This is a genomic window from Pseudoalteromonas sp. CO342X (assembly GCF_004208915.1).
Lineage (GTDB): Bacteria > Pseudomonadota > Gammaproteobacteria > Enterobacterales > Alteromonadaceae > Pseudoalteromonas > Pseudoalteromonas maricaloris.
On record NZ_SGPH01000038.1, the window covers coordinates 1 to 14816 of the forward strand.

The 14816-nt window shown below is 45.0% G+C and carries 10 protein-coding genes; 3 read left to right on the forward strand and 7 right to left on the reverse strand.

Annotated features, from left to right (window positions below; translation table 11 throughout):
- Positions 1-235: 235 nt before the first annotated feature.
- From EXT47_RS17655 to EXT47_RS17685, 7 genes are all read right to left on the reverse strand, one after another.
- The gene (locus EXT47_RS17655) at positions 236-1360 is read right to left on the reverse strand and encodes a glycosyltransferase (RefSeq protein ID WP_039493244.1); all 1125 of its coding nucleotides are present in this window, start codon (positions 1358-1360) and stop codon (positions 236-238) included.
- The gene (locus EXT47_RS17660; RefSeq protein ID WP_039493242.1) at positions 1357-2385 is read right to left on the reverse strand and encodes a glycosyltransferase family 9 protein; all 1029 of its coding nucleotides are present in this window, start codon (positions 2383-2385) and stop codon (positions 1357-1359) included. The genes EXT47_RS17655 and EXT47_RS17660 overlap by 4 nt, the downstream gene beginning before the upstream one ends.
- A 2-nt stretch (positions 2386-2387) precedes the next feature.
- Positions 2388-3734 (reverse strand): 3-deoxy-D-manno-octulosonic acid transferase, encoded by a 1347-nt coding sequence (locus EXT47_RS17665; protein ID WP_039493240.1) that lies wholly within the window; start codon positions 3732-3734, stop codon positions 2388-2390.
- A 122-nt stretch (positions 3735-3856) separates the two neighbouring features.
- A complete protein-coding gene (locus tag EXT47_RS17670; RefSeq protein WP_039493238.1) occupies positions 3857-6271 on the reverse strand; it encodes an FtsX-like permease family protein in 2415 nt (804 codons plus the stop codon).
- A gap of 226 nt (positions 6272-6497) precedes the next feature.
- Positions 6498-8894 carry an ABC transporter permease gene (locus EXT47_RS17675; RefSeq protein WP_039493236.1) on the reverse strand — a complete coding sequence of 799 codons (2397 nt, stop codon included), beginning with the start codon at positions 8892-8894 and terminating at the stop codon, positions 6498-6500.
- A 2-nt stretch (positions 8895-8896) separates the two neighbouring features.
- Complete coding sequence (locus tag EXT47_RS17680; RefSeq protein ID WP_039493234.1) at positions 8897-9604, reverse strand: ABC transporter ATP-binding protein; 708 nt, start codon at positions 9602-9604, stop codon at positions 8897-8899.
- 10 nt (positions 9605-9614) lie between these two features.
- The gene (locus EXT47_RS17685) at positions 9615-10868 is read right to left on the reverse strand and encodes an efflux RND transporter periplasmic adaptor subunit (protein ID WP_017218594.1); all 1254 of its coding nucleotides are present in this window, start codon (positions 10866-10868) and stop codon (positions 9615-9617) included.
- Between the two features lie 249 nt (positions 10869-11117).
- On the opposite strand from EXT47_RS17685, the gene EXT47_RS17690 reads away from it, so the two are divergent.
- The 3 genes from EXT47_RS17690 (at position 11118) to EXT47_RS17700 (ending at position 14776) form a co-directional block, all read left to right on the forward strand.
- Positions 11118-12530, forward strand: a complete 1413-nt coding sequence (locus EXT47_RS17690) for a sigma-54 dependent transcriptional regulator (RefSeq protein WP_130127197.1) — start codon at positions 11118-11120, stop codon at positions 12528-12530.
- An 11-nt stretch (positions 12531-12541) separates the two neighbouring features.
- On the forward strand, positions 12542-13867 hold the full coding sequence (locus EXT47_RS17695) for a PAS domain-containing sensor histidine kinase (protein WP_130127198.1): 1326 nt from the start codon (positions 12542-12544) through the stop codon (positions 13865-13867).
- A 132-nt stretch (positions 13868-13999) separates the two neighbouring features.
- Positions 14000-14776, forward strand: coding sequence for a LytTR family DNA-binding domain-containing protein (locus EXT47_RS17700; protein WP_130127199.1), 777 nt, complete (start codon positions 14000-14002; stop codon positions 14774-14776).
- Positions 14777-14816: the final 40 nt, after the last annotated feature.

Here is a 14816-nt window from a genome sequence, read left to right on the forward strand (position 1 = left end):
TGGCTAGACAAGGAGAAAACTAAGTTGTGCTTTAGCAACAATGAGTTGGAACATTCCTTATCCAAACCTCAGGTTAAATAAACAATTGGATTCAAAATACAAAGTTTGGCAAAGCGCGTATTACGATCATATGCTCAGGTCCACAGAAGATAGGCATACCATTGCCCGGTATATTGCTGCAAACCCACTAATAACCAAGCTAGTAAACCGCATTGGTGATTATCCTTATTGGAACTCACACTTTCTGTGATTGGCTGGTTAAAGGCGCTCTTCCCAACTCAGTTAACACACTTCTATACACCGACAAGTTGCCTTCCGCCATCACCTCAATGGCAAATTCACTGCACATTTTAGCGCGGCCTTTACGGCCCATTTGTTCTCGTAAAATCGGGTCCTGCAATAAACGATTAAGATCTTGGATAAACTGAACTTGATTACCAACCGGAGCGAGTAACCCGGTTTCATTGTGCGCAACCGCTTCGGGAATGCCACCGGCAGCAAAGCCCACAACAGGCACACCAGATGCGCTGCTTTGTAATAACGCGACACCTAGCCCTTCCATCGATGCTGGATGTGCAACAATATCAACCGCCGGTAAAATACGCGCTACGTCTTGTCGAAATCCCACCAGCTGGACAATTTTTTGCAGCCCCAGTTCATCTATACGCGCCTGATACTGTTGCTGCTTTGGCCCTCGACCAAACAGTAATACGCGCAAATTAGGATGCTCAACAATGAGTTGTTTGGCTGCACGCATGATCACATCTTGCCCTTTGCGCTCTATCAGCTGCGCAAAATTAGCCACAACCAAGGCATTTTGTGGCAGTTCAAACTCATCAAGCAGCCATTGCCGCTCCGCACTACTTGGTGCGAAGCGCTGGGTATCGACTGCACTGTGGACTAACTTTACTTGCTCAGAGGCGACACCTTGCGAGAGTAATACTTGGCGGATCCCCTCTGAGATAGCGATAACTTTATCGTAGGCTGGGTATTTTAATTTTGACCACCAGCGTGGCTCGGTATTGTCGACTCGTCTCGATAAAATAACAGGGACATTAAGCGACTTCGCGGCAAGTAATCCCCAAGTATCAACCCCTCGACGGCTGTGAATATGAACACAATCAGGCCGATGATGGGCAATAGCCCTTCGTAACCGCAAACATTGCATGACATCGAGATCGCCTGCCATTTTCACAGGCTCCACAACTACTTGCTTATCAACGGCTGCAATCATTTCACTATTAGGCGGGCAAACCAGTACGTTTTCAATGCCCTTTTGCTGCAACGCTTGGGTTAAATATACCACTTGTTGTGCGCCGCCATATAAGTGACGACCCGCTTCAATATGCAGAACTTTCATAGCACTTCTCCTAGTGCGCTCGAGACTCTTTGTGGCGTGAGCCCCACCATACAATCAAAACGAGCCTCACAGGTTGGCCGGCGTTTGCATGGTGAGCAAGCAAGTTTATCGCTCAACACGCGACCATTTGGATTGAAGGTGTTTTCATACGGTAAGGTTGAACCAAACAATGCAATAACCGGGGTATGATGCGCCATCGCCATATGAGTCAGCCCAGTATCAACGCCAATCACACCTTTTGCCCCCCGAATGATTTCGCTGCACTCCAGCAATGTCGTTTTCCCAGTTAGATTAATGATCCCCGGCATCTGTTTTGCTAAACGCTCGCTATGAGCGATATCACTTGGTCCACCCAATATAATAATATGCGCACAAATAGACTGATTTACTTGTTTATACAACTCACGCCAATGCCCATCTACCCAGTGTTTCTGTGCTCTCGTTGTAAACGGGCAAAACACCACATAAGGTTGACCTTGAGTATGCTCCAATAGCAGTGCTTCTGTGTGTTGTTGTGTCTCTTTCGAGGCAATGAGCGAGTATTGAAACGCCGCATCTGGCGCACCAAAAAATTTCGCAGCAGCTCTGTATTCCGAGCTGATATCAGCAGACCAAGGCGAGGTCACTACCTTATTCATAAGCCACTGACTGCCCTCGCGACTATTGATCCCAACCTTATATTGAGCACCACTAAGCCAAGCTAGCACGCCACTTTTAAGGAGTCCTTGGGCGTCGAGCACTAAGTCAAATTGTCGACTAGCCAACTGCTTTTTAAAGCTACTAACTCGCTTCAGTAGCGCTATGATCCCTTTTGCTTTTCGCACTTTTTGCCATTCATTACGAGGCCACAGGATCACCTCATCTAGCAATGGATTTTGTTGCAGCAAGGTCGCGCCAGCAGGCTCTGCTAACCAGCTCAGTTTTGCTTCTGGATAACGCGCCTTTAGTGCAGAAATAAGACCTGACGCCATCACGATGTCACCAATGGCACTGAGTCGGACAATAAGGATATTGTTGTATTGCATTGTTATCTGATCACCATTGGATGTAATCGGGTACTATGAACTGGCCGTTGCGCTTGCTTTAACTGATATAAAACTTGCAATGTGGTTTTGTGTAGTGCGCCATTATGCTTTGCGATTGCGGCTTGCCCAGCCTGTACTTGTTGTGCTGTTGTCGCACTATTTTGCCAAAAGCCGATGACTTCTCTGGCTATTTGCTGTGGTTCGTTACCCTCAACAAAGGCACCAACTTGACTCAGCGGCGCACATATATCTTCACAATTTCGTCGACTACTTCCCATTACGACAGCAGCCCCTTGGACAATGGCTTCGGCAGGATTATGACCACCGAGCTTAACTAACGAGCCACCGATAAAGGCAACGTGGGCATCACGATAAAACGCAAATAGTTTGCCCATCGTATCAAGCAGGTACACTTGCGTATTTGCCGTTAGTGATGGCGCGTGCGAGTAACGCTGACAGCTCAGCCCGCTTGCTTGCAGCAGCCGCCATACCTCATCAAATCTTTCAGGATGACGCGGTGCGATAATTAGCTGAGCTGCTGGATTTTGCTGTAACAACTGTTTGTGCGCTGCGATCACCGCTATTTCTTCGGTGTCATGCGTGCTCCCCGCAATCCATGTCAGCTGAGAGGACTTTTGCGTTGGGTCGGCGTGTTTAACTTCTGGCCAATCGTACTTGATATTACCGCACATCATCAGTTTTTCTGGTGGTACACCCAGCTCGCGAAAAGCTTGATAACTTAGCTCGCTTTGCGGCAGGATTTTATGCACCTTGGACACCATAAAGGTAAAAAGACCTAACATGTTGGCATAGCGATTTTTTGATCTGTCGGTCATGCGGGCATTTACCAGCATCACTCTACTGCCTTGGTTGCGCGACTGACGGATAAGATTCGGCCACCACTCCATCTCAACCGACATGGTCAATACCGGATTAAAATGCGCCAAGAACGCACCGACCGTCAATTGAAAGTCCAGTGGCAGATAAGTGTGAATGACTTGCTCCCCCCAGTTGCGCTCAATATAGTTGGAGCCTGCAACCGTGGTACAAGTAAAAACAATGGGTAAATGAGGATGCTGTTTACGCAGCTCAGGAATAACTTTAGCAATAGCGGCGCATTCGCCGACAGAAACGCCATGTAAATGAATACAGGCGGGTAAACGCTTACAATTATAGACACCTAAGCGCTGTAAAAAGTGCTTTTTATAACCCGGTTTACGTAGCCATTTTTTTAATAAGATCAGCGCAATCAAAGGTAAACACAACAACAGGATACTGTTATAAACACCAATCCAAAGTGAATTAGCTGATCTTCCACGAAGACGAGAGGTTGTCTTAACCTTAGCCATAGCTACACCTTGTTATTCAAGCCTGAATTAACCCCAGTGTAACTATGGTTTTTGACACTAAATTGACAGCGAGTTATACCAACTTGCTTTATTAAGTGGTCTATTTTAAAAATTACTATCAGCTACTCGTAGCGCAGCGCTGATGAGGGGCGCCGGCTTGCAACCTTGTAGGTAACGAGTACAACGGTAAGCCAAGTAAGCAAGATCACAAGTAGGCCTGCGACTCCATAAATCCATATAGATTGATTTATCCGCTCATTAAAGCGATTAAGCCACTCACCAACTAGCCAATACGTCAGCGGGACTGCAAGTACCATACTCAATGCAGATAACCACAAATACTCTTTAGCAACCAAGCTAATTAACCCAATACGTGAAGCGCCTAACACTTTGCGGATAGCTAATTCCTTTTCTTTGCGCAAGGTAGTAAATGACGCTAATCCAAATGTTCCGAGTAAGGTCAGAAATATAGCTAAAGGACTAAAGATAGATAGCATGGTAAGCGTATAAAGTTCATTCTTGTGGGCCGCCAAGAACTCATCATAGAGAGACTGAACTTCTATATCACGACGATTGAGATGTGCAGCAAGGACTTGTTCAATTTCAGTGATCACGTTATCTGGATCAATGCCTTCAACGATCTTTAATACCACATTTGCAGTTTCACCATCAACATGACCAAGCATCAATGAAGTAGGTTGTACTGCATTATTCACGGAACCAATTCTGATATCCTCCACTACGCCCACGACCTTGGCTGTCAACTTTCGCCTTGGTACGGTAACAGTGACGCCGATCACCTCATCAAGCTTCTCATATCCCGCTAAATGAGCCATTTTTTTGGTTATCAGGATAGCGACATGCGTCTCTCCATTTTGCTGCTCACGATACCAATCTCCAGTGTAATCGCGACTAAAGCCTCGTCCAGTAATCAGCTTTAACCCGAGTACATCAATTACGTCATAACCCGTATTGATTACTGCTAACATGCCGTCATAGGTTTCGCCATTTGGCCAAGTGTAATGCATCCCACCATTAATAGCGGTTGCATAATTGGTATCGCTCAATGTCCAACCAGCCACACCTGAGATCTGGCCTAACTCATCAAGCAATGCGTTTCCTTGTTGCTGATAGATCAGCTCTGAGGGCAATTCTCGAATGATAATTCGCTGTGCTTTTTCGTAACCTACATCCAACTGTTTTACCAGCATCATTTGTTGATAGAGCATGCTGATAGCTGCTATCAGCCCTACGCCAATCGCACCTTGTAAGCATAAGGTTATTTTACGGATCCTTGCTGATGAACGCCCTCGACTAAAATCGCCACTTAATACTTTTTTCGCGCCAAATGACGAGATAAATAAAGCTGGATATAGCCCAGAAAATAAACCAACCACTGTCAATGTAATTACAAGACCGAGCATAAATAGAGAGTTGTATACCAATGTCAGGGGCTGCGCGATTAACTGATTAAAGTGCGGCAATGCCAACTCAACGATTACAACCCCTAAAAACCCTGAAAACAGTACAGTCAGTAACGATTCTGACAGGAATTGTGTGACGAGTTGCGACTTACTAGCACCTAGCGCTTTACGTATGCCGACTTCTTTAGCACGCTTTGCAGCACTGGCAATATTGAAGTTAATAAAATTAGCGCTGGCTATGATCACAAGTAAAGTACTCAGCACAACGCTCACTTGCAGTGCCAAATAAGACCCTCCTTGCTTCATCTCTACGGTGCCATTGGTGTGAAAATGCAACTGGGTCAACGGAATAAACTGAAACTGGATGTCTTTGAAGTTCGGGTTTTTAGCTCTTTTTTGCATCTCGCGCGTCATCTCTTGGGCTAACGCGTTGGGATCTGCTTCTGGCTGCAACTTCAAATACACATGACTACTAAAAGGACCGCGCTGTAATTTGGGTAAGTACATCAGCACATCAAAATCAAAGTGTGTATTTGCTTCCAAATCCGCAAAAACAGCAGCCACTTCATAGCTTCCCCCATCGTATTCAAGTTGCCTGCCGATAACATCTGTATCGCCAAACAAGCGCTTTGATTCTGTCTGGCTAAGGGCGATAAGATTGGGCTGAGAAAGAGCCTGAGTTAAGTCTCCATGTAATACAGAGATATTCACAAACTCAGCCAAATTTGGCGTCGCAACATACGCCTTTTTGAACTTAAAGCGCTGATCTTTAACCTTCACGATATCCGCCATTGGTTCGCCACTATATTGTAACGATTCAATCCGACTAATAATCAACAGGTCCTTTATTTGACTGTGCTTTTGCATCAGCTGCGGCATTCTAGGGTCAATCGCACCGCGCACGCCCACACCCACAGAACGCAAATCTAAATGCACTCGGTAAACATGATTTGCATCAGGCTGATGTTTATCAACAATCAACTGACTTTGGGCAAATAAAGCCACGATAATTGCAGCAGCAATTCCAATGCTGAAACCGATGACATTGAGCAGTGTGTGTAGCTTTTGCTTTTTACTTACCCGAATTGCCGTACTCAAATATGAAGTGAGCATAGAAGATCCTTTTTAGTTATTTTTTATAAAGATATCCAGTACAAAGTCACTTGATTTTTCCACTCGCGATTGTGACTCACTTTTGAAATGACTGCTTGTAGCAGCATATTCACACCATTCAAAAGCAGAAATGGTCGTGCCGATATTAGTGATGAACACACCAAGAAATAAATGATGAAAGCGGCCTAAGTTAGGCCGCAATTGCTTGAGTGATTACCAATTTAATTTACTCATATCGCAAGATCAGCGACGGACGTGTACTCGCGGCTTTAAAGGCAAGGGTCGCCACAGTCAACCAAGTGATACCGGCAACCACCAAGGCTGCTGCACCATAAACCCACATCATTTGCTCAATACGATCATTAAAGTTTGCAAGCCAATCACCAACAAGCCAATAGGTTACCGGATAAGCTATGGCGATACTGACTCCCACCAAAGTCAGAAACTCTTTTGCTAAGATATTCACAATACTTAGCCGTGATGCCCCCAAAACTTTGCGTACAGCCACTTCTTTTTGGCGACGAACCGTTGCAAAAGATGCCAATCCAAAAGTGCCCAAACAGGTTAAGAATACAGCTAGCGCGGTGAAGATAAGTACTACCTTAGAGATACGCTCATCACCACTAAGTACCGCCCTATAACTGTCTGAAAGGAGGTTGATCTCTGGTTCATACACGTTTGCGGTTTTTGCCAACACACTAATCACATCTTGTCTAATCTGTGCTAAATACTGCGGGTTAATCGTCAAGATCACTTCAGATGTTGGATTAAAATAAGTAAACCCTAATAAAAACATAATATTAGAACTCGCTTCTTGTGCATTCCCCACTTTGACGTCAGCGACGACACCAACCACTCGCATCTCTACGTTGCGGCCAGTATCTTTGATAGTTTTGCCAATAATGTCAGCAACATTACTGTAGCCAGCTTGCTTAGCGACCGACTCAGTAATAATGGTGCCTATTGTGGTTACGCCGTTAACTCGATTTGACCAATCACCGGCAAACTCTCGGCTAAAGTCTCGACCTGCAAGTAGCGTTAACCCCAACCCTTTGACTACCTCGTAACTTGTGCCGATAACTGGCGTTAAGGATTGCGACTGTTCACCATTTGGCCACGTTGGTACTAGGGTGTTATTAATCGAGCGAGTCAGCTGCGTATCTATCACACTGATATGTTCAACGCCCTCAATCGCCGCGAACTGTTTAACTAATGACGTTGGCGCTTTTGTAAAAGCCGCTTTAACGGGCACCTCTGAGACCACCAAACGTTGTGTGGTTTCGTAACCAAGCGGTAAGTTTTGCAAATGTGCCAACTGGTACTGTAGCGTTATCGAAGCAATAATTAACCCAACCGCAAGTGCAGCTTGTACAGTTAAAAGACTTTTGCGCACCCAAATCGCGGTACTCCCACGCTGTAAATCTCCGCTTAATACGCGTTTAGCACTAAAAGATGAGATAAAAAATGCAGGATAAAGACCTGCCAATACCCCCACAGTGACGGCAACCGCGACCACGACGACACTAAACATAGATGCATAATCAATACTCAGTTCGCGGCCAACTAAATTGTTGAAACTTGGCAAAAGTAACTCGACCAAAACACAGGCTATTGTCATTGCAAGCAATGACACGAGTACAGACTCAGATAAAAACTGTGCAACTAATTGCGACTTGCTGGCACCAAGAGCCTTGCGTACACCCACTTCTTTTGCACGTTTGGTCGACTGTGCAACCGTCATATTAATGAAGTTAAAGCCAGCGATAAGGATCAGCAGCACACTTAAACCAACACAGATCATCACCACTTGTTTCGCACCACCCACTTTCATTTCAAACGGTGACTTTGCAGTAAAGTGAAGATCCGTTAAGGGGTGCAATTGCAGTGATAAGCGGCCTTTAAAGTCACCGAAATAGTATTTCTCCGTCAGTGTTTTTTCCAAGGCAGTAACGTCTGTTTGCGGTGCCAATCGTAAATAAACATAGCTAGAAGTTATATCCGTATTGGCTGGATCATGCTCTACAGACACTAGGTTTTTAAAGCCAAAATGCGTGTTTTCAGGTAAATCAGTAAATACTGCACCTACCGTATATTGGCCGTTTTTATGCTGCAGAATCTCGCCAACCACGTTCGTGCGGCCAAAAATACGCTGAGCTTCTGAACTACTCAATGCAATGCTATTCGGTACACTCATGGCGCGACTTAGGCTACCTGCCACCGTTTCAATATCGATAAAATTCTCGATATTTGCAGTTGCGCCATAAAGATCATTCAGTTTAAACCCTTGATTTTTTACTGTCACATCTACTTCAGCTTCGCGAGTAAACTCCACCATCGTCAGCGCAAAAACCTCTTCAACTTGGCTATATTCAAGTGCTCGAGTGCCATTGATGTAATTAAAAATAGGAACGACCCCAAGCCCTAATTGCGAATAGTCTTGTGCAATTCGATACACACGCTCAGCTTGAGGTTGTTGGCTGTCGTAAGACAATTCATTTTTTGCGAACAGTGCAACCAAAATTGCCGCGGCTAAGCCCACACTAAGCCCAAGTACATTTAAAATAAAATGCTGTTTTTGCTGCTTAAAAGCACGCAATGCCGTTATTAGATAATTCCCTATCATCGTTATGCCACCTCTACTTTTTGTGGTTGCACCACTGTGTTGGCTTTGTCTAACATCACTTGACCATCGAGAAGGCGTACAAGTCTATCCGCGTATGACCCCTCTTTTTCTGAGTGCGTTACCATGATCACGGTTGTGCCTTCGCGGTTTAGCTCGCGTAACATCGCCATGACTTCTTCGCCATTTTTGGAGTCCAAGTTACCCGTTGGCTCATCCGCTAAGATAAGTTTAGGGTTAATAACCAGCGCTCTTGCAACCGCCACACGCTGCTGCTGACCACCAGAAAGTTGCTGTGGTAGGTGATCGGCGCGGTGGTCGATGGCAACGCGTTTTAAAATCTGCTCTACACGCTGCTTACGTTCACTTTTTGAGATATTTTGGTATTGCAGCGGTAGCTCGACATTTTCAAACACAGTCAGCTCATCAATCAGGTTAAAGCTTTGAAATACAAAACCAATAGACGCTTTACGTAGCTGTGAGAGCTGCTTTTCGCTATAGCCCGCAATGTCAGTACCCGCAAACTCAAACTGCCCAGATGAAGGTGAATCCAACATCCCTAGGATGGACAATAAAGTGGACTTACCACACCCAGACGGGCCCATGATGGCGACAAACTCACCTTCATTAACGGTGAGGTTAATATCGTTTAGCGCAGTCGTTTCAACGTCTTGAGTACAAAATACACGGTTTAGGTTAGTTAGTTTTATCATTGTTATATCCTTAGAAATTGAGTTGTTGCGCTTTGTCGAAGTTGCTATAGCTTGAGGTGATCACTTGCTCACCTTGTGATAAGCCATCTAACACTTCGTAATAATCTTGATTCTTTTTACCTAAGCGAATATCACGACGCTCGGCGGTTTTGCCATCACTTGCCAACACGTATACCCAATTACCGCCAGAGCTTGTAAAAAAGGCACCGCGTTTTAGCAATAAGGCATTTTCTTTGTTACCGCCAAGCATCAGTTCTACATCTATGCTTTGGCCGCGTTTAATGTCGCTTTGGCCGCTTGGTAATGCCACTTCTACCTGAAATTGTGATTGCGTTACACGGCTATCAATTTTGCTCACCTTGGCACTGACTAAGCCACTGTCTAACATCACATTCACTGCCATATCCGGTTGTACTTGATTTAAATAAAACTCATCAAGACGGACAACCAACTTGTATTCATTCGGAATGTCAATTTGGCCTAACCGTGCCCCTTTACTCTTTGACTCACCGATTTCAACATCCAGCTCACTCAAGTAACCCGATACAGGGGCTTTGATCAGTAGGTTTTCGAGATTTTTACGGGCAAATTGCAAGTTCTTCTGTAACATCTCAGCACTGTCTTCTAGCTGTTCGACTTGTACTTTACGAATTGAATTTTCCTGCGTTTGGCGCTCTAACGTCAGCTCCTTTCGGGCCTTGTAATACTGTAAATCGTCCTCAATTTCAGACAATCTGTCGGTTGCCAGCACGCCTTTTTCAACAAGTGGCTTGGATTGCTTATAACGACGTTCCAAATGACTAATTTGTAAGTCAATTTCAAGCAAGTCACGGCGTAAATTAAGGCGACTGGTTTCCATCGTCATTTGGGTGTTTCTTAGGAAGTTAAGCTGCTCTGTTACTTGCGCTTCGCGACTCATCACGTCTAGCTGTAAACTGGTATTGCTCAATCTCACTAATGGCTGACCCGCTTCAACAAACTCACCCTGCTCCACCAAGCGCTCTTCCACTTGACCACCTGCGATGGTATCTAAGTAAATCGTGGTTTTTGGTACGACTTGACCACGTAAGCTTAGTGCGTCCACAAACGCCCCCTTGCTTACGGTACTCACCGTGAGACTACTCAGCGCGAGATTTTGACTACGACCTGAAGAGGCAGTGTTATTGAATGCCAGTGCCGCTGCTGCAATGCTCAGAAGTACACCACCTGCCACCGCTTTTTTAAGATGTTTTTGCAATCCTGAACGCTCTATTTTCTTATCCATAATCACGCCTCTTGTTGTTAGTCGGTTAAATCGTTTTATCGAATATGTATGACTAATATCAAGCACCATGCCAAGCTTAATTTTATTATAAATTACAAAATGTTAGGTGTTCACCCTTATATTCTAAGAATAATAAGTGTCCGGAAATAGAACACATCAAAAATAACAAAGTGTCCATAAATGAACACTTTTCGTAGACGAGATCTAAACGATTGCGGTACGCTAAAAGAAAAATAAAGCGATCAGGATATGAAGCAGGAAGGCACCATATTAATTGTCGACGACAACAGCGATATATTAATTGCAGCAAAGCTTTTGCTAAAAAAGCATTACCAAACCATCATCACCACAGATAACCCCTTTGATATAGAAGCGCAGATTGCATCGCAGCAAATAGATGTGATCTTGCTTGATATGAACTTTAGCCAAGATGCTATTAGTGGCAAAGAGGGCTTTTATTGGTTAAAGAAAATTGTCGAACAAGACCCAAGCATCGTGGTGTTGTTAATGACTGCCTATGGTGACATTCAGCTTGCCGTTGACGCGATAAAAGCAGGAGCAGCCGACTTTATCGCTAAGCCTTGGCAAAATGACCAACTACTGGGTGCGGTTGCTGCCGCATTTGCTCATGCCAAAGACAAACAGCAGGTTGGTAAGCTCACTCGTCAGACCCAAGGGTTAAATCAGGCACTAAATCAATCTAGTGGTAGCCATCAATTTGCTTTTTTGGGTCAAAGCCCGGCCATGCAAAAGGTATTTAGTACCATAGAACGCGCAGCGCTCACCGATGCCAATATTCTGATCACCGGCGAAAGTGGCACGGGCAAAGAGCTCGCCGCCCACGCCATTCATCAGGCGAGTATGCGCCGCGACAATACCTTTATCAGCCTAGACATGGGTGCTATCTCCGAAAGTTTGTTTGAAAGCGAATTGTTTGGTCATAAAAAAGGGGCGTTTACCGATGCGAAAAGCGATAAGGTAGGCCGCTTTGAACTCGCACACGAGGGGAGCTTGTTTTTGGACGAATTGGGCAACCTGCCAATGAGCCAACAAGCAACGCTACTTGCGGCTTTACAAAATCGACAAGTCACTCCTGTAGGCGGTAATAAGCCCATTTCAGTGGACATACGCCTTATCTGTGCCACCAATGACAATCTGCAACAAGCGGTTGATGAAGGCCGTTTTAGGCAAGATTTATTATATCGGATCAATACCATAGAGATCCGTCTGCCACCGCTTCGCGAGCGTGTCGATGATATTCCACTGCTCGTAAATTACTACCTTGAACACTTTTGCCACAAGTATAAAAGACAGCTTGAAGTAAATAGCAGCGACATGCAATGTCTACAAACCTACCCGTGGCCCGGTAATGTCAGGGAGCTCGCACATGCTATCGAGCGCGCGGTGATCTTAAGTGAAAGCGAGTTTTTAGATATCAGCACTGTGATTGGCACCACCCCAACGACGGCGCAAGCAAGTATGGAAGATACCTCGGACACCAATGCACTCACTTTTGAAGGCACTTTCAATCTTGAAGAGATTGAACAACGTACGGTGCGTGCAGCGCTCAAGCATTATCAAGGCAATGTATCAAACGCAGCCAAAGCGCTCGGGTTAACCCGAGGGGCGATGTATCGTCGCTTAGAAAAGTACGATTTGTAGGAAGAAAAGAAATGACCCGCCTTGCTCACCACCCCACCCTTGTTTTTTTCTTTACTATCATTGGCCTAGTAATTTCCAGTGGGCTCTCGCTATATTTGTATATACAAGGTGGATTTTCGGCAACTTGGCTGTTGATCACCCTTATTACCGTCGCGTTTATCTCGGCCTTATACCTTCAATTTAACAAGCAAAACAAGCACATGGGCTTTGTACTTAAGTCTTTAGCCAATGGCGATAGCTCCTTGGGATTAAGCCAACATCACCCCATGCGGCAACACTTAGAAGAGATCAAAACGCGGATCCAAAGCGCGCGGTTGAGCGCGGAGCAGCAAGCTCACTTTTTACAAACCTTGCTAGTGCATATCGACTTAGCGGTTTTGGTGTTCGACAGCGAGGGGAAGGTGATTGAATCAAACCCAGCGGTAATCCGCCTACTAGGTAAACCCATTAATCACAGCGAAGATTTAGAAGATATCGCACCACTGGTTAATGAATGCGATAACAGTTTGAAAACGATAGCAAATTGGCAATATGGTGAGCAACAAGATAACTTGTCTATACAAATAACCTCAGCGCAGATCCAAGGGCAAATTCGTAAAATTGTCACCTTACAATCCATTCGTGATGCATTACAAAACAAAGAGCAGCAAGCCTATAAGCGCCTCACCAAAGTGCTTACGCATGAGGTGGCTAACTCTATTACACCTCTGTCATCCATTGCACAAACCTGTGAGGGACTCTTGCCCGACACATTGAGTTTTGACGATGAAGAAGATAAACAAGACCTAGCCTTAGCGTTGCAAACACTGGCAAAACGCACTGAGTATCTGGGCGCTTTTATCGCCCGTTTTCGAACGGTGAGTAATTTACCAAGTCCAGCGCTGCAACCTGCCCAGCTTGCGTCGATTGTAGAAGGGATTTATCAGTTACATCAACAAAGCTGTCATCAAGCGAACATAGACTTACAGCTTGATATTAGCCACTCCCAACTGGTGATGTTAGACACGGCTCAGATTGAGCAAGTGCTTATTAACTTAACCAAAAATGCCATTGAAGCGGTGCAGCAACGCAATGACGAAGACCAGCGAAACACCCGCCAAGTGGTGTTGAAAACTGGAGCCAATAACGCAGGCCAGCACTATATAGAAATAAGCGATAATGGGCCCGGCATCGCAGAACATGTCATTGACATGATTTTCGTGCCGTTTTTTACCACTAAACAACAAGGCTCGGGGATAGGCTTAAGCCTCTCGAGACAAATTATGATTAATCATGGCGGCGACTTAATTTATCTTAGGCGCGAGCAAGGCGCATGCTTCAGATGCGTATTTGGTTAACTCACTTGAACTTTGCTTAAGGGCTTATCTTTAGTTCAAGGCAAATAAGACCGCATGCCAGGTCGCTCCTTGAGGATTTGTGAACTTATAAAAAATCGGTAAACTAGAAGTATCTAATTTAGGGAAAAGTTCGTGCACACCGTATACAAACCTATTCTTACTATTACTGGAGTTGGCTGGACTGCCGTCATCATATTTTTAACCGCAATCGACTTACTGCACGATTGGGTTGAGATAGAAAGTGAGCGGCTGAATAACCCTATCTGGTGGGCTTTGCAGGAATGGGGGCTTTGGTATATTTACACGCCAATACTCTTCTTGTGGTTAAATAAACTCAGCCAACAGAATAGGGTATGTTGGCGCGATTACCTTGTTTGCTGCTCGGTTTTATTCGTGATGAGCATGTCTATACAAGCCGTATTCGACTACTTCGTTTACTGCGATGATCTTCCCTATACCCTGTATTATTTTGCGCCGTTACATCCGCTGGTGATCTACGTCTGCTTTATGGTTTGGCACAAGTTTATCCGTATTGAAAGCAACGAAGAAAACAATAGCACCGCGATAAATCAACGTTTACTTGTGGGTTTAGGCGGCGATAAGTCATTTGTACAGATCAAAGATATAGTGCACATAGTGGCTGCTAAAAACTATGTTGAAATTCACACCGAGTCACACCAATACCTCAAGCGAGCAACCCTATCTCAGTTTGAAGCCATGCTGCCAACCGATCTATTTGTGCGTACCCACCGCTCTTATTTGGTTAACCTGGCCTATGTTGAACGTATCATCACCAAAGCGTCAGGCAATGCCATCATCAAGTTATCAACGGGCGCGCAAATTAGCTTGAGTAAAGGTTACAAGAAAGCACTAAAGTCACGCTTTGATACGCTTTCTCAGGCCGCATAACACCAGCGAGCGACGTGAACCCGCTTACGGTTTCCCGTCG